Raw genomic sequence first — 16,121 nt, forward strand, 5'->3', positions numbered from 1 at the left:
CCGATCGGTTTCCTCTTGGCCCGTGGCGCGGTAACCTCGCAGTATGGCCACGACAGACAAGGCGTCACCCCGGGACCGGCTGCTGGACGCGGCGGCCGAGCTGTTCTACCGCGACGGCGTTTCCATCGGCGTGGAGGCGCTGTGCAAGTCCGCCGGGGTCTCGAAGCGGTCGATGTACCAGCTCTTCGACAGCAAGGACGAGGTCCTCGCCGCGAGCCTGGAGCGGCGCGCGCCCGGTTATGCGGCGCGGCTGGTCCCCGGTGCGGACGACGCCGGTACGCCGCGCGAGCGCATCCTGTACATCTTCGAGCAGGTGGAGAAGGTGTCGACCGAGCCCGGGTTCATGGGGTGCCCCTACCTCGCCGCGCTGGTCGAGCTGAAGGATCCCGGGCATCCGGCGAGTGTGGTGGCCCGTGCGTCCAAGGAGCGCATGAAGGACGCGTTCCGGGTCCAGGCGGAGCTGGGCGGGGCACGAGAACCGGACCTGCTGGCACGGCAGTTGATGCTGGTCTTCGACGGTGCGAACGCCCGGGCCGGTGCGCAGTTGGAGACGCTGGACGGGTTGACCGTCGAGACCGTGCGAACACTGCTGGACGCGGCGGGAGTTGCCTGAACGCCGAGCACCAACAGCGGGTCCGCGGGCGCGGCCCCTGGATGGCCGAAGGCAACACGTGAAGGCTGATCCCGGCTTCGTTCAAAGCCGCCGTCCAGACCTGTTTCTCAGTACCCGCTCGTCAGTCCGCCTGACCGCCGACCGGGATGCCGAGCCGGTCGGCGACGGTCGTCAGGGCGGTGCCCAACGGCAGCGCGACCCGGGTGCGGGCGTGCGGGTCCCCTCGGGTGGGGTCCCGGTTGACGATCAGCACCGGCTTGCCCTCCTGCGACGCCTGGCGGACGAACCGCAGTCCGGACATCACCGTCAGCGACGAGCCGAGGACCAGCAGCGCGGCCGACTCGCGGACCAGCCGCCGGCAGTGCTCGACGCGCTGCGGCGGAACCGACTCGCCGAAGAACACCACGTCCGGTTTGAGGACGCCCCCGCAGTCGGCGCACGGCACGACGCGGAAGTCCCCGACCTGCGCGTCGGTGAGGTCCGCGTCGCCGTCCGGGTTGATCCCGGCGGCGATCGGGTCGTAGCCCGGGTTCTCGGCCTCCAGGCGCCGGGCGAGTTCGCGGCGCGGGCTGACGGCGCGGCAGGAGAGGCACACGACCCGGTCCAGGCTGCCGTGGAGCTCCACGACGCCCTCGCTGCCGGCGGCCTGGTGCAGTCCGTCGACGTTCTGGGTGATCACGCCGGAGACGCGGGCGCCCCGGGCGAAGGCGGCCACCGCCAGGTGTCCCGCGTTCGGGCGGGCCCGGCCGAAGGTGCGCCAGCCGAGGTGGCTGCGCGCCCAGTACCGGCGCCGCGCGTGCGCGCTCCCGGTGAAGTCCTGGTAGGTCATCGGGGTGTGCCGGCTCAGGCTCCCGCCCTCGCCCCGGTAGTCGGGGATGCCCGACTCCGTGGAGAGGCCCGCCCGCTGAGCACCAGTACACCGCCGGTGCTCAGCGCGTCGACGACCGGCTCCAGGTCGGTGGTGCCGGGCAGCGGGTCCGCCGCCGAGGGGGTCCAGCTGAGGGTGGGGCGCATGCGCATGCCGCCAAGGGTACGGAATCGGCGGCGGCTCTCGGCGGGCGTGGACGGTTGCCGGCGTACGGTCCTCCGCCCGCCGCCAGCGAACCGGCGCTCGGCGCATCGAACAGGCGCGTAGGCGCGCGTGCACCCGCCGGGGTGAGCCCGAGCGCCGTTGCGGGGCGCCTGGCCGCGGAAAGCATGTCCTCGGTACTGAAGTACTGCGAGCGAGGAGACATGTGATGTCCAGCGAGTTCCAGCGGACCAAGCTCCGGGCCATGTTCGAGGCGTTCGACGCGGACGGCAACGGCTATCTGGAGGAGGCGGACTTCGTGGCCCTGGCGGACCGCTGGGGCCGGCTGCCGCGCGTGCGAGCGGGATCGGAACTGGCGGCGCGCGTGGACGGGGTGCTGAAGGGCTGGTGGCAGCATCTCGCGGAGACCGTGGACACGGACCGGGACGGCCGGATCGACATGGACGACATCCTCGCCATGGTGGACCACCTGCCGACCATCCCCGAGGCCGTCACCGCCACCGCCGACACCATCTTCGACGCGGTCGACGAGAACGCCGACGGGCGCATCTCGCGCGGCGAGCACCAGCGTCTCGTCGACACCTGGCACGGACGGCCCGTGGAGACCGGCGGTGTCTTCGACCGGCTCGACCAGGACGCCGACGGCTACCTCAGCCGCCCCGAGTTCGCCCTGCTGTGGACCCAGTTCTGGATCAGCGACGACCCCGCCGAACCCGGCAACCTGATGTGCGGCCCGATCGGCGCGGGGTGAGGTACCGGCGGCGGTCGTTCAGGGCCGGCCGAGGAACGACGTCCTAGGGGGACACCGGACCGGGGGTAAGGGGCAGCCGTTACGACGGCTGCCCCTTACCCCCGGTCCGGTCGTCCTCACGCGGCCAGTGCCACCGCCTCCACCGCCGGTGTGCGCAGCACACGCCGTGCCGTCAGCAGGCTCGTCCCCAACGTCACCGTCGCCGCCACCGCGACGACCGCCAGCCAGATTCCGAGCCCCTGGTGCGGGAGCACCGAGTCCGTGCGGACCACGGTGAACGGAATGATCCCCGCCAGCGCGGCCGCCGTGCCGGACAGGACGCCGGTGACCGTGAGGATCGCCGTCTCCGTGCCGACCGTGCGCAGCACCTGCCCCGGAGTCGCGCCCGCCAGCCGCTGCCCGCCGAACTCGCGGGCGCGGTAAGTCGTCGCCGCGTAAAGGGAGTTGACCAGCATCACGCAGACGAAGACCACGATGATGCCGACGACCGTGAAGTTGAGGGTCTCCAGGTTCTTCGCGTCCACGGACTTCGTCAGGCCCGAGGACTTCACCGCGTCGCTCTCCACCGCCTGCATGTACAGCGTCGCCGTGGACACCGCCGTGAACAGGATCAGCGACATGAGGATCCCGGCGAGCTGGTCGGCCCGCTCGCGCAGGTTGCGGATCGCCAACCACCCGCTCGCGCCCGCCAGTCGGAGCCGGTCCAGCAGGCCCTTCAGCAGCCGCGGCGCCAGCAGCGCCAGGCCGACCGAGAGCAGGATCGCCCCGTACGCCGGCGCCGCCATCAACGCCGCGTCCGTGGCGGAGAACGCGAAGGTCGCCGTCACCGACACCACACCGGCGACGAGTGCGGCGTAGGCGAGGAAGGTCCGCGCCCGGCCCTGCCGCCGCTGCCCGCGTGTCGCCCGCCGTACGGCCAGGAACGCGGCGCCCGCAGCGGCCAACAGCGTGATGCCCAGGCCGGATTGGAGGGCGAGGGGGCCGAAGGAGTAGTCGACGGACCGGGCCACCTGACCGCTGTCCTTGAACGCCCCGAGCAGTGCCCGGCCGCCGAGCATCGCGGGACCGACGGCGAGGACCGTGCCCAGCAGGGCGACGGCCACCGCCTCACCCACGACCATCCGCTTCAGCTGCGCCGGGGTCGCCCCCGAGCAGCGCAGGGTCTCCAACTCCCGTGAGCGCTGGCGGACGTTGACGGTCAGGGTCGACGCGACGGCGAAGAAGACGAGCAGGGTGCCGTAGCCCCCGACGACACTCGCCGACGTGGAGAGGGTGTCGGCGCTGACCGCGTCGATGCCGTGTCGATTCGCCGTGTCCTGAAGGGAGTTGAACGTCATGATGATCGCCGCGCCGAGGAACGCGGCCAGCAGGGTCGCCAGGAACCGGCCCGGCCGCTGCCGGATCGAACGCATCGCCAGGATGAACATCGCTCACACCCCCGCCGGCACGTCGTCGCCCAGGTGCGCGAGCCGCTCGGCCACCGCGTCGACGGTCGGCGCGTGCATCCGGCCGGCGAGCCTGCCGTCCGCGAGGAACACCACCGAGTCGGCGTACGAGGCGGCGACCGGGTCGTGCGTCACCATCACCACGGTCCGGCCGTGCACCCGCACCGCCTCCCGCAACAGCAGCAGCACACCCCGCGCGCTGCGCGTGTCCAGGGCGCCGGTCGGCTCGTCCGCGAAGATCACCCGGGTTCGGTGACCAGCGCGCGGGCGATGGCGACCCGCTGCCGCTGACCGCCGGAGAGCTGCTCGGGGCGGTGGCCGAGCCGGTCGCCGAGACCGACCGCGGTCAGGACCTCCTGGGCCCGCCGCCGGTCGACGCGCCGCCCCGCGAGCTTCAGCGGCAGCACGGTGTTCTGCGCGACGGTGAGCGTGTCCAGGAGGTTGTACTGCTGGAACACGAACCCGATCCGACTCCGCCGGAACCGCGTCAGCTCGGCCTCGCTGCCACCCGTCATCTCCGCGCCGTCGACCATCACGATCCCGCTGTCCGGCCGGTCGAGCCCCGCCGCACACTGCAACAGCGTCGACTTGCCGGACCCCGAAGGCCCCATCACCGCCGTGAACGTCCCGCGCTCCAGACTCAGCGTGACCCCGTCCAGCGCGGTCACCGCGCTCTCGTCACGGCCGTAGGTCCTGCTCACCTTGACCAGCCGCAGCGCCTCGGCGGCGGGTCCCTCGTCGTGCGTGCGTCGTGCGGTGCGAAACATCGCCCTCACCCTCCGTGCGGCACGCCCTGTGCCTCGTCAACGACGTTACGGAGAGCGCCGGTTACGCACATTGGGCGCAGAACCCGTATCGCGGGGTGTACTCAGCGACACCCCCGGGGTCGGGTCCGCGGGGGAGGCTGTGACAGGGCTGTGACCGGAGGTATGGCTTCCGCCACAGCGGTCCCGGCCCCTTCTTGATCGACTCTGCGGATGCCGAGAAGGATGCCCAGAGGGATGCCGAGAAGCGTGTACGACACCGTGCTCGTCGCGGCGGTGGGCCTCCTCGTCGGGGCTCTCATCTGGACGGTCGCGGACGTGGCGTACGACGATCCCGCCGCCGGACTGTCGAAGCCGGGCCCCGTCTGCCCGCAGGAGGGCATCCGGGTCACGGCCGGACCGGTGAACCCCGCGCTGGGACTGCGCGCCATGGACCTCACCCTGGAGAACTGCGGCACCCGCGCCTACCGCGTCCAGGGCTACCCCGAGATCCGGCTCCTCGACCAGGACCAGCAGACCCTGTCCGGCGTGGCGGTGATCCACGGCAGCGGCGGTATCGCCAAGGTGACCGGGTTCGACGACCCGCCGGGCGCGGTGACGCTGGCACCCGGCGAACGAGCCTCTGCCGGCCTGCTGTGGCGCAACACCACCACCGGTTCCGCCGATTCGGCCTACGTTCCGTATCTGACGGTCGCGGCGCGGTCCGGATCGGTTCCGGCCCTCCTGGCACCGCACAGCGGAATCGACCTCGGGACCACAGGCAGACTCGGCGTCGGACCATGGCGCACCACCGGAGGCACCCGATGACGGACCAGGACACCCCCGCGGCCGGCTTCTCGCAGCGTGTCCTGCGCCGCGGCCCCGGCCACCGGCGAACCGACGGAGTCCTCTGCGCGCTGCTCGTCGGCCTGGACGTCCTCCTCGTCGCGGCCATCCTCGCGCTGGGCGGCGACGGCGTCTTCACGGAGGACTGGATGGGCTACCCCGGCCCGGCGGACTACACCGCCCTGTCCTACCAGTACGACTGCGTCATGTTCCTCTGCCGGGTCGAGGCCGTGACCGTGGCCCTGGCCATCGCCTGCCGCCTCTGGACCACGGCCGTCACCCAACTCGTCGTCCTCACGTCCGCCGCGGCCTTCATCGCCTCCCTCTCCACGTACTGGAACCCCTGAGCCACCGCCCGTACGGGTCACCAGAACGCGCCACCCCCGGCCCCGCCCGATGCAATGGACCTGTGACCGCGCCCCCGGACGACTGCCTCGCCCGCAACGAGTGGATCTGCGGCGAGTACCTCAGCACCCGCCGCCACATCCTCGTCGACGCGGTCGTCCAGCATCTGCAACTGACCGCGGTCTCGGTGCTCATCGGCCTGGCGATCGCCCTCCCGCTCGCGGTGGTGGCCCGCCGCTGGGGCTGGGCCGCGGGACCGGTGCTCGCGGTGACGACGATCCTCTACACGATCCCGTCCCTCGCGATGTTCTCGCTGCTCCTGCCGGTCTACGGCCTCTCGGCCACCCTCGTCGTCGCCGGACTCGTCCTCTACTCGCTCACCCTGCTCGTCCGCAACATCCTCGCGGGCCTGCGCGCCGTACCCGAGGAGACCCGACAGGCCGCACGCGGCATGGGCTACGGCCCGATCCGCCTCCTTCTCACCGTGGAACTGCCCCTCGCGCTGCCCGCCGCGATGGCAGGCCTCCGCATCGCCACCGTCTCGGCGGTCTCGCTGGTCACGGTCGGTGCGATCGTCGGCTTCGGGGGACTCGGCAACCTCATCTACGCGGGCATGAACACCTACTTCAAGGCACAGGTGCTCACCGCGTCCGTGCTGTGCGTGGTGATCGCGATCGTCGCCGACCTGCTCCTCCTGCTCGTGCAACGGCTGATCACCCCCTGGACGAGGGCGGTGCGCGGATGAACACCCTGACCGACGCCTGGCACTGGCTCACCGACTCCGCCCACTGGTCGGGCGACGACGGCATCTGGCACCGGCTCGCGCAGCACCTCGTGCTCACGGTCGTCTGCCTGGTCATCAGCTGCGTGATCGCGCTGCCGGTCGCCCTCGTCCTCGGCCACCTCGGCAAGGGCGGCGCACTCGCCGTGAACATCTCCAACATCGGCCGCGCGGTGCCCACCTTCGCCGTCCTGGTCCTGCTGCTCCTGACCCCGATCGGCAAGTGGGGCGAGGGACCCACGGTCGTCGCCCTGGTCCTGTTCGCCGTACCGCCCCTGCTCACCAACGCCTACGTCGGCATGCGCGAGGTCGACCGTGATGTGGTGCGGGCCGCGCGGGGCATGGGGATGACGGGCCGTCAGATGCTGTTCAGGGTCGAACTGCCGCTCTCGCTACCGCTGTTGATGAACGGCGTCCGTATCGCTGCCGTCCAACTCGTCGCCACCGCGACCATCGCCGCACTCGCGGGCGGCGGCGGACTCGGCCGCATCATCACCGCCGGGTTCAACCTCGCCAACACCGCGCAGGTGGTGGCCGGCGCCGTGCTCGTCGCCGTGTTCGCGCTGCTCGTCGAGGGCGTCTTCGAGGTCGCCGAACGGCTGGCACCCCGATGGGCGGGGAGAGCGCGATGAAGCGACTACGACTGCGACGCCTGGCCGCGGCCGGTCTCCTCCTCCTGGTCACCGGCTGCTCGACCGGCCCGTCCCTGGAGAACAAGGGCGCCGTCACCGAGCCACCCGGCGACAGCCACCACCTCACCATCGGCTCGGCCGGATTCACCGAGAGCGACCTGCTGGCCCAGATGTACGCGCTCCTGCTGAAGCAAGCCGGATACAAGACGTCCCTGCTGACCGTCGCCAACCGCGAACTCTACGAACCCGCCCTGGAATCAGGGCAGATCGACGTGGTCCCCGAGTACGCGGCCACCTTCGCCGACTGGCTCAACGCCAAGACCAACGGCCCGAACGCCCCGGCCGTCGGTTCCCCCGACCTCGCCACCACGATGAAGGCACTCCGCCGACTGGCCACGCCCCGCGGCCTCACGGTCCTCGACCCCGGCAGGGCCGTCGACCAGAACGCCTTCGCCGTGGCCCGCTCGTACGCCGGGCAACACCACCTCAAGACCCTCAGCGACCTCGGCGCCTCGGGACTGAAGGTTCGACTCGCGGCGGGCGACGAGTGTGTCCAACGGCCCTACTGCGAACCAGGGTTGAAGAAGGTCTACGGCATCGACATCACCGCCGTGGACCCGAAGGGCGTCGGCACGACCCAGGCGAAGAGCGCGGTGCAGAACGGCCAGGACCAGATGGTGCTGACCACGACCACCGACGCCACCCTCGACCAGTTCGGCCTGGTCCTCCTCACCGACGACAAGCACCTCCAGAACGCCGACTACGTCGTCCCGGTCGTCAACCGCTCCCGGGCGGGGAGCGAGGGCGTGACCAAGGCGCTGGGGAAGCTCAATGACGTGCTCACCACGGCAGACCTGGCCTCCATGAACCAACAGGTCGACAGCTGGCGGCGGCTGGCGCAGGACGTGGCCCGGACGTATCTCAAGGACAAGGGGCTGTTGAAGTGAGGCCGGGGCATTGTCAGTGGCGGCTTGTACGGTGCGGGCATGGGTGTTTATCTCGTCGATGTCGACGCGCAGGAGTGGTTCAGTGAGGACACGGGGGAAGGGGGCATGGGGGCGATCGCCAAGGGGCTCGACGCGGAGCTGGCGCGGCGCGGGCTGCCGCCGTACACGTCCGTGCCCGAGCGGGAGACGGCCCCGGGCTTCGAGGAGAAGCTGAGCCCCTCCATGCGGGGGTTCGACGCGCTGTGCCGCGCCGAACTGACTCCTGCGGAAAGGGCGTTGCTCGGCGACTGGTCGGTGCTGGTACCGGTCTCGCTCGACGAGGAGATACGGCTGCCCATCGGCTCCGCGTACACGGACGAGACGGTGATCGTCGGCGCCCCTCAGGTGCTCGCCCTCGCCGAGCGGCTGGCCGCGGTGCTCGAACTGCCTGTCGAGATACCGGAGGTGACGGGAAACCTGGACCTCACCTTCTGGTTCCTGGAGGGCGAGGCGGAGGAGTTGGCGGCCGTCCGTCCCGGTCCCTGGAGCCAGGACCTCGACACGGCCTTCTACGTGGCCCTGTACCTGCGCGCGGCCCAGCACGCGCTACGACGGGGCTGCCCCTCACCTACTCCTGAGCCGGAGCGCGCCCCTCACGCATCCGCCACCGAGTCGAAGTCCACCTGCCCCCGAGGCACCCCGAGCGCGTCCGCGTCCACGGACCGCCGGAGCGCCTCGTGCAGTTTCGCCGGAGTCAGCACTCCCAGGAAGCGCGCCCCGTCCAGCACGGCGACCCACCCGGCGTCGTGCTGGAGCATCACGCCGAACGCCTGCTTCAAGGGCGCGCCCACCGGCACCCACGCGTTCATCCGGTGGGCGAGTTCACCGACCGTGCCGCCGGCGGTGAGTTCGTCGGCCTTGACCCAGCCCTGCAGTTCGCCCTGCTCGTCGAGGACCACCGCCCACCGCGCGCCCTCCACCCGCAGCCGGTCGGCGGCCCGCTGCGCCTGCTCGTCGACCCGGGCGACCGGCGGCTGTTCCAGGTCGTCGGGCTCGATCGCGGTGACCGACAGGCGCTTCAGACCCCGGTCCGCGCCCACGAACGACGCGACATACGGCGTCGCCGGCGTGCCGAGCACCGCGCCGGGGGTGTCGTACTGCTCGATCCGCCCCTGCCCGTACACGGCGATCCGGTCGCCGAGCCGTACCGCCTCCTCGATGTCGTGCGTGACCAGCAGCACCGTCTTGCGCACGGCGGCCTGCATCCGCAGGAACTCGTCCTGCAACTGCTCGCGCACCACCGGGTCGACCGCGCCGAACGGTTCGTCCATCAGCAGCACCGGCGGATCGGCGGCCAGCGCCCGGGCCACACCGACGCGCTGCCGCTGCCCTCCCGACAACTGCTCCGGGTAGCGCGGTCCGTACGTCTTCGGGTCGAGGCCCACCAGATCGAGCAGCTCGGCGGCCCGTTCCCGTGCCTTCGCCCGTTTCCAGCCGACCAGGGACGGCACGGTCGCCGTGTTGTCGAGGATCGTGCGGTGCGGGAAGAGGCCCACCTGCTGGATGACGTATCCGATACGGCGGCGCAGCCGCACCGGGTCGACGGTCGCGATGTCCTCGCCGTTCACGAAGATCCGGCCGGAGGTGGGCTCGATGAGGCGGTTGACCATCATCATGGTCGTCGTCTTGCCGCAGCCGGACGGACCCACCAGCGTGACGAGTTCGCCCTCGGCCACCTCGAAGGACAGCCCGTCCACGGCCGTCGTACCGTCCGGGTACCGCTTGCTGACCTGCTCGAACCGGATCATGTCCTCACGCTAACGGCGCCGGTCCGCCGCCGCCCTTCAACAGCGTCCCACCGGCTGGTGACGTGGGCACGCGGACCCTGGAATGATCCGTAGCACCTCCATCTCCCGGCGGGCCGAAGGGACAGCGGCATGAACGACGGAGTCGACGGAGTCGACGCGACGGCCCGCTACGGAAGGCTGCGCCGCCGTACGTTGCTCACCACGGCGGCCGCCCTGAGCGTCGTGCCCGCGGCGATGGCGGGAGGCAGCGGCGGCGGAACCCCCTCCGCCGGCACCACGGTGTCGGGCCTGACCGTGGAACACCGCACCGACCCGCTCGGCGTCGACGCGGCACACCCGAGGTTCGGCTGGCGCATGACGTCGGCCGCGCGGGGCCGGCACCAGACGGCGTACCGGATCAAGGTCGCCACCTCGCCCCGCCACCTGACCCACGGCAGCGCCGACGTCTGGGACAGCGGCCGCGTCGACTCGGCGGACTCGGTCGCCGTCCGCTACTCCGGCCCCGACCTGCGCGCCTCGACCCGCTACCACTGGACGGTCACGGTCTGGGACGAGCACGGCCGCGCCACCACCTCCCCCGCCGCCCGCTTCGAGACCGGCCTGCTCAGCACCGACGGCGTCACCGGCTGGGACGGCGCGCGGTGGATCGCCATGGCGGGCAAACGCCCGAACACCGCCGGCGCACCCCTCCTGCGCAGCCAGACACCACTGACGGGCGAGCAGGTCGCCGAGGCCCGGCTGTACGTCTCCGCGCTCGGCGTCTACGACGCGTACGTCAACGGCCGCCGGGTCTCCGTGCCCCAGGGCGACGGCACCACGTACGAGTTCCTGCCCCCGGGCTGGACCAACTACGACACCACCGTCAACTACTTCACCTACGACGTGACGGACCTGCTCACGGACCCCGCCCAGGTCACCCTCGCCGCCGTGCTCGGCAACGGCTGGTACAACGGCCGCATCTCCGAGAACAGCACCCACTACTCGGCCGACGGCAACCCCCTGGCACTCAAGGCGAAACTCCTCATCCGGTACGCCGACGGCTCCACCCAGACGATCGTCACCGCCCCCGGCGCCGACTGGAGGGCCACCGACACCGGCCCCTACTGCACCGACGACATCTACGACGGCCAGCTCTACGACGCCCGCAAGGAACTCCCGGGCTGGACGGCGAACGGCTTCGACGCCTCCGCCTGGTCGCCCGTCGAGGCCCAAGACCCCTTCCCCGACGCCCAGTTGGTCGCCTATCCCGGCGAGAGCGCCCGCCTGATGCCCGAGTGGGACCGCAAGCCGCACTCCGTCACCGTCTACACGGGAGTCACCGGCGTCACGGCAGTCACGGGCGATGAAGGCGGCAGTGCCAACGGCAAGGGCCGGATCGTCGTCGACCCCGCCCGCACGGTCACCGATCCCACCCGGGCGTCCACCGTCTCCGTCACCCTGCACCCCGGCGACACCGCAGTGATCGACCTCGGCCAGAACCTCGTCGGCGTGCCCCGCTACACCCTGCGCGGCCCGGCGGGCGCCCAAGTCGCCTTCAGACCGGGGGAGATGCTCAACGACGACAGCGCGGGCGCCGACGGACCCGAGGGCTCGGTCTACCGCGCGAACCTCCGTACCGCCGAGGCCACCAGCACCTACATCCTGAAGGGCGACCCGGCGGGGAGACCCACCAGGACTCGCTGACCTTCTACGGCTTCCGGTACGTCTCCGTCACCACGACCGAGACCGTCACCCTTGTCGAGCTCACGGGCAAGGTAGCCACCTCCGCCCTCCACGACATCGGCACCGTCATCACCGACGACACGGACGTCAACCAGCTGATCAGCAACGTCCGTTGGGGTCAGCGCGGCAACTACCTCTGGATACCCACCGACTGCCCGCAACGCGACGAACGCCTCGGCTGGACCGGCGACACCCAGCTCTTCTCCGGCACCGGCCTGTACAACACCGACGCGGTCTCCTTCCTCAGCCACTTCCAGGACACGCTGATCGACTCACAGCACAACTACGGTGCGGGGAAAGCCCAGTTCCCGTGGGTCGCCCCCGGCCACCGCTTCAGCCAGCCGCTCCCGGCGAGCGGTTGGTCGGACTGCGGGGTGGTCGTGCCGTGGACGGTGTGGCAGATGTCCGGCGACACCACGATCATCGACCGCAGTTGGGCGTCGATGACCAGGTACCTGGACTGGATCCGCGGTCGCACCGGCGACACCTACGCGGGCCAGGGCGCGATCTTCGGCGACTGGCTCGCCTTCCAGATCACCAGCACCCAGCTCATCAGCGACGTCTACTACGGCTACAGCGCCCACCTCATGGCGGACATGGCCCGCGCCACCGGCCGCACCGCCGAAGCAGCCACCTACGAGCGGCTGTTCACCCACATCAAACGGGCCTTCATCACCAAGTACTTCGCCACCGACGCCCTCACCGGCCGGCTGACCGTCCGCTCCAGCCTCGGCGACCCACCGCCCCACACCCCCGGCAACAGCGCCGGCAAGACCGAGGACGACACCCAGACCGCCCTGCTCTGGATCCTCAAACTCGGCTTCTACGACACGGAGTCGCAGCACCGCCGACTGGTCACCCTCCTCACCGACAACATCGGCAACAGCCCGGCCTACAAGGCGGCCCACCCCGACAGCACCCGCGTGCGGTACCCGGAGAACACCCTCGCCGTGGGCTTCCTCGGCGTGAACGTCATCGCCCCCGTCCTCACCGACGAGGGCCGAGCCGACCTTGCGTACAGCCTCCTCCACCAGAACGCGATGCCGTCCTGGCTGTACTCGGTGGCCAACGGCGCCACCACGGTCTGGGAGCGCTGGAATTCATACTCGAAGCAGGACGGCTTCGGCCCGGTCGACATGAACTCCTTCAACCACTACTCCTACGGCGCGATCATGGAGTGGATGTACGAGAGCATGGCCGGCATCGCCAAGGACCCCCAACACCCGGGCTTCCAGCACTTCTTCCTCCGCCCGCACATCGACCCGACCGGCAGGATCACGAAGGTGCGCGGCTCACACATCTCTCCCTACGGCGAGATCGTCAGCGAATGGACCGCGCGGGACGGGAAGTTGACGTACAGGGCGGCCGTCCCCGCGAACAGCACGGCGACCCTGCGCATCCCCACCACCGACCCGTCGACCGTCCACGAGGACGGGCAACCCCTTGCCGAGGCGCTGGGCGTAGAGTTCCTCGGCTTCGCGGACGGCACCGCCTCCTACCAACTGCCGTCCGGCACCTACGAGGTGACCTCCACGCTCGCCTGACCGCCCACCAGCACCACCTCAAGGGTGCGCGGACCGTGCACCCCCTCGACCCGGTCCAGCTCGATGTCGCTGGTCGCGGAGGGACCGGAGATCCAGGTCAACGGCCGTGCGGGATCGAGGCGTTGGAGCGCCTGCGGTACCGAGGAGACCACCTGGTCCGGCACCCGTACGACACAGATGTGGTGGTCGGGGACGAGCGTGATCCGGCGACGGCCCTGGTCCGGGCCGCCGTCCAGGACGATGGTGCCGGTCTCGGCGACGGCCACCGCGCACGCGGTGACCACACTGTCGACCCGGTCCAGCTCGGCGGGGGTGCTCTCGGCCCGGTCCGCGACCTGTTCGGCGTCGGCCGCAGCGAGCCAGGCAGGCTCAAGACCCGGCGGTACGACGACGGTCTCCGAGCCCCGCTCGGCGAGCAACCCGGCGATCACGGCGGCCAGTTCGGCCTCCGCGCACCGGTGCACGACCGCCCGGTAGTCGGCGAGATTCTCGGCGAGCAGCTCCACCGTCCGCTCGACACTCCGGTCCCCGTGCTCGCGCAGATAACCGCGCTCGAAGGCCTGGTCGTAGGGCGTGTCGTCCTTCGGCACAGCCGCGAGCGCGCGCTCCACGCGGCCCAGGATCCGTTCCCTGCTGCTCACTTGGCCTCGTCCTTTCCACCGTGCGTGCGCTGCCACCAGTCGCGGAACGGCTCCGCGGGGACGGCGGGCAGATCCCGGGTGCCGCTCCACGCCTTGCCGGGTCCTGGCAGGGTCCGTGGATGGAAGCGCCGGGTGCGGGACGCGAGCCGTTGGCCGGTGCGCAGCGCGCCGGGGTGGGTGAACGTCCAGCGGGCCGCCCGCATGGCCGCGCGCTCGGCGGCGTGGCCCTTGGCGGGTTGCAGGACGACCTTGTTTCCCTCGCGGGTCACCGGCCCGCCCTCCACGATCCGCTCCCGGAGATGCACCAGCACCTCGGGGATGTCGATGGCGACCGGGCAGACCTCGTAGCAGGCACCGCACAGGGAGGACGCGTACGGCAGTGAGGCGTCGATCTCGCTTGCCGTGCCCCGGAGTTGGGGGCTGAGGATCGCGCCGATCGGGCCCGGGTAGACCGAGCCGTAGGCGTGACCGCCGGCCCGCTCGTACACCGGGCAGACGTTCAGGCAGGCCGAGCAGCGGATGCAGCGCAGGGCCTGGCGGCCGACCTCGTCGGCGAGGGTGTCGGTACGGCCGTTGTCGAGCAGGACCAGGTGGAAGGCGCGTGGCCCGTCGCCGTCGGTCGTGCCCGTCCAGGTGCTGGTGTACGGGTTCATGCGCTCGGCGGTCGAGGAGCGGGGGAGGGTCTGCAGGAACACCTCCAGGTCCTGCCAGGTCGGCACGATCTTCTCGATCCCGACGACCGAGATCAGCGTCTCGGGCAGGGTGAGGCACATCCGGCCGTTGCCCTCCGACTCGACGACGACGAGCGTGCCGGTGTCCGCGACCATGAAGTTGGCGCCGGAGACGCCGACTTTGGCCCGCAGGAACTTCTCGCGGAGGTGGAGGCGGGCGGCCTCGGCGAGTTCGGCGGGCGTGTCGGTCAGCCCGTCCGGGGCCGGGCGGCCCCACTCGCTCATCTCGCGGGCGAAGATCTCCCGGATCTCACCGCGGTTGCGATGGATCGCCGGGACCAGGATGTGCGAGGGCCGGTCCTTGCCCAACTGCACGATCAGCTCGGCGAGATCGGTCTCGTAGGCGCGGATGCCCGCCGCCTCCAGCGCCTCGTTGAGCCCGATCTCCTGCGTGGCCATCGACTTGACCTTCACGACCTCCGACTCGCCCGTCTCCTGGACGAGTCGCGTCACGATCCGGTTGGCCTCGTCCGCGTCGGCGGCCCAGTGGACGATGCCACCGGCGGCCGTCACCGACTCCTCCAACTGGACCAGATACCGGTCGAGATGGCGGAGCGTGTGGTCCTTGATCTGCTTGCCCGCCTCGCGCAGGGCCGCCCAATCCGACAACTCCGCCACGGCCTTGGCCCGCTTGGCGCGGATCGTGTGGGTGGCGTGGCGCAGATTTCCGCGCAGGGTCTGGTTGTTGACGGCTTCGTGGGCGGCCACGGGAAAGGCCGGGTAGACGGGCGGGGGGAACGCGGGCATTCCGACGAACGTCTCGCTCATGCGCCCGCCTCCTCTTCCGTCTCCGTCGCGGCCAGGATCTCGGCGATGTGCACCGGCCGCATGTCCGTGTGCAGCCGGGCCATCGTGCCCCCGATGTGCATGAGACAGGAGTTGTCCGCCGCGCACAGCACCCCGGCCCCCGTCGACTCGGCGTTGCGCACCTTGTCGGCACCCATCGCGGCCGAGACATCGGCGTTCTTCACGGCGAACGTCCCGCCGAACCCGCAGCACTCGTCGGCACCCGGCAACTCGACCAACTCAAGCCCCTTGACGGCCTGGAGGAGCCTGAGCGGCCGGTCACCGAGCCCGAGGCTGCGCAGCCCGTGACAGGTGGGGTGGTAGGTCACCTTGTGCGGGTAGTAGGCACCTACGTCCGTCACGCCGAGCACGTCCACGAGGAACTCGGTCAGCTCGTACGTCTTCGGCACCACCGGCGCCAACGTGGCCGCGAGGGTGTCCCCGCGCCCCTCGGCCCGCGCCCTTTCCCCCATCCGCGGATACAGCTCCCGCACCATCGCCCCGCACGACCCGGACGGCGTGACGATCGCCTCGTACTCCCCGAAGACATCGGAGAAATGCCGGGCGAGCGGCTCGGCCTCATGGCGGTAACCGGTGTTGTAGTGCGCCTGCCCGCAGCAGGTCTGCGCCATCGGGAAGTCGACCTCGACGCCCAGCCTGGTCAGCAGTTTCACCACGGCGCGCCCGGTGTCCGGATAGAGCGTGTCGTTGACGCAAGTCAGGAACAGGGCGACACGCATCGCGGCTCCTTAGTGGTCGATCATCGGATGGGTGCAG

At 70.9% G+C, this 16,121-nt stretch carries 12 protein-coding genes and 4 pseudogenes; 9 read left to right on the top strand and 7 right to left on the bottom strand.

The window, feature by feature from the left end:
- The first annotated feature begins 43 nt into the window (after positions 1-43).
- Entirely contained in the window at positions 44-613 is a 570-nt protein-coding gene (locus R2B38_RS39075) for a TetR/AcrR family transcriptional regulator (protein ID WP_318020532.1), read from the top strand.
- A 121-nt stretch (positions 614-734) separates the two neighbouring features.
- Here R2B38_RS39075 and R2B38_RS39080 read toward each other — a convergent pair.
- A pseudogene (locus R2B38_RS39080) lies at positions 735-1,633 on the bottom strand (NAD-dependent protein deacetylase).
- Between the two features lie 218 nt (positions 1,634-1,851).
- Between R2B38_RS39080 and R2B38_RS39085 the strand changes: the two are divergent.
- A complete protein-coding gene (locus tag R2B38_RS39085; protein ID WP_318020533.1) occupies positions 1,852-2,394 on the top strand; it encodes an EF-hand domain-containing protein in 543 nt (180 codons plus the stop codon).
- 116 nt (positions 2,395-2,510) lie between these two features.
- Here R2B38_RS39085 and R2B38_RS39090 read toward each other — a convergent pair whose 3' ends face one another.
- Entirely contained in the window at positions 2,511-3,821 is a 1,311-nt protein-coding gene (locus R2B38_RS39090) for an FtsX-like permease family protein (protein ID WP_318020534.1), read from the bottom strand.
- 3 nt (positions 3,822-3,824) lie between these two features.
- Positions 3,825-4,606 (bottom strand): annotated as a pseudogene (locus tag R2B38_RS39095) (ABC transporter ATP-binding protein).
- 234 nt (positions 4,607-4,840) lie between these two features.
- Between R2B38_RS39095 and R2B38_RS39100 the strand changes: the two are divergent.
- The 6 genes and pseudogenes from R2B38_RS39100 to R2B38_RS39125 all read left to right on the top strand — a co-directional run.
- A complete protein-coding gene (locus R2B38_RS39100; RefSeq protein WP_318020535.1) occupies positions 4,841-5,410 on the top strand; it encodes a DUF4232 domain-containing protein in 570 nt (189 codons plus the stop codon).
- Positions 5,407-5,775 (top strand): hypothetical protein, encoded by a 369-nt coding sequence (locus R2B38_RS39105; protein ID WP_318020536.1) that lies wholly within the window; start codon positions 5,407-5,409, stop codon positions 5,773-5,775. Before R2B38_RS39100 ends, R2B38_RS39105 begins: the two co-directional genes overlap by 4 nt.
- Positions 5,776-5,837: 62 nt before the next feature.
- On the top strand, positions 5,838-6,518 hold the full coding sequence (locus tag R2B38_RS39110) for an ABC transporter permease (RefSeq protein ID WP_318020537.1): 681 nt from the start codon (positions 5,838-5,840) through the stop codon (positions 6,516-6,518).
- Positions 6,515-7,186 (top strand): ABC transporter permease, encoded by a 672-nt coding sequence (locus R2B38_RS39115; protein WP_318020538.1) that lies wholly within the window; start codon positions 6,515-6,517, stop codon positions 7,184-7,186. Before R2B38_RS39110 ends, R2B38_RS39115 begins: the two co-directional genes overlap by 4 nt.
- Positions 7,183-8,133, top strand: a complete 951-nt coding sequence (locus R2B38_RS39120) for an ABC transporter substrate-binding protein (protein WP_318020539.1) — start codon at positions 7,183-7,185, stop codon at positions 8,131-8,133. The genes R2B38_RS39115 and R2B38_RS39120 overlap by 4 nt, the downstream gene beginning before the upstream one ends.
- Before the next feature lie 39 nt (positions 8,134-8,172).
- Positions 8,173-8,736, top strand: a pseudogene (locus R2B38_RS39125) (hypothetical protein); the annotation flags it as partial.
- A 29-nt stretch (positions 8,737-8,765) separates the two neighbouring features.
- On the opposite strand, the gene R2B38_RS39130 reads toward R2B38_RS39125, so the two are convergent.
- Positions 8,766-9,920: a betaine/proline/choline family ABC transporter ATP-binding protein gene (locus R2B38_RS39130; RefSeq protein ID WP_318020540.1), complete on the bottom strand. Its 1,155-nt coding sequence runs from the start codon at positions 9,918-9,920 to the stop codon at positions 8,766-8,768.
- A 234-nt stretch (positions 9,921-10,154) separates the two neighbouring features.
- Here R2B38_RS39130 and R2B38_RS39135 point away from each other — a divergent pair.
- A pseudogene (locus tag R2B38_RS39135) lies at positions 10,155-13,186 on the top strand (family 78 glycoside hydrolase catalytic domain).
- Here the strand turns inward: R2B38_RS39135 and R2B38_RS39140 are convergent.
- The 3 genes from R2B38_RS39140 to R2B38_RS39150 are packed head-to-tail and all read right to left on the bottom strand — an operon-like array spanning position 13,159 to position 16,084.
- Entirely contained in the window at positions 13,159-13,827 is a 669-nt protein-coding gene (locus R2B38_RS39140; protein WP_318020541.1) for a lactate utilization protein C, read from the bottom strand. The pseudogene R2B38_RS39135 and the gene R2B38_RS39140 sit on opposite strands and share 28 nt — an antisense overlap.
- The gene (locus tag R2B38_RS39145; protein ID WP_318020542.1) at positions 13,824-15,326 is read right to left on the bottom strand and encodes a LutB/LldF family L-lactate oxidation iron-sulfur protein; all 1,503 of its coding nucleotides are present in this window, start codon (positions 15,324-15,326) and stop codon (positions 13,824-13,826) included. Before R2B38_RS39145 ends, R2B38_RS39140 begins: the two co-directional genes overlap by 4 nt.
- The gene (locus tag R2B38_RS39150) at positions 15,323-16,084 is read right to left on the bottom strand and encodes a (Fe-S)-binding protein (RefSeq protein ID WP_318020543.1); all 762 of its coding nucleotides are present in this window, start codon (positions 16,082-16,084) and stop codon (positions 15,323-15,325) included. The genes R2B38_RS39145 and R2B38_RS39150 overlap by 4 nt, the downstream gene beginning before the upstream one ends.
- Positions 16,085-16,121 lie beyond the last annotated feature (37 nt).

It is taken from the genome of Streptomyces sp. N50 (assembly GCF_033335955.1).
Classification (GTDB): domain Bacteria; phylum Actinomycetota; class Actinomycetes; order Streptomycetales; family Streptomycetaceae; genus Streptomyces.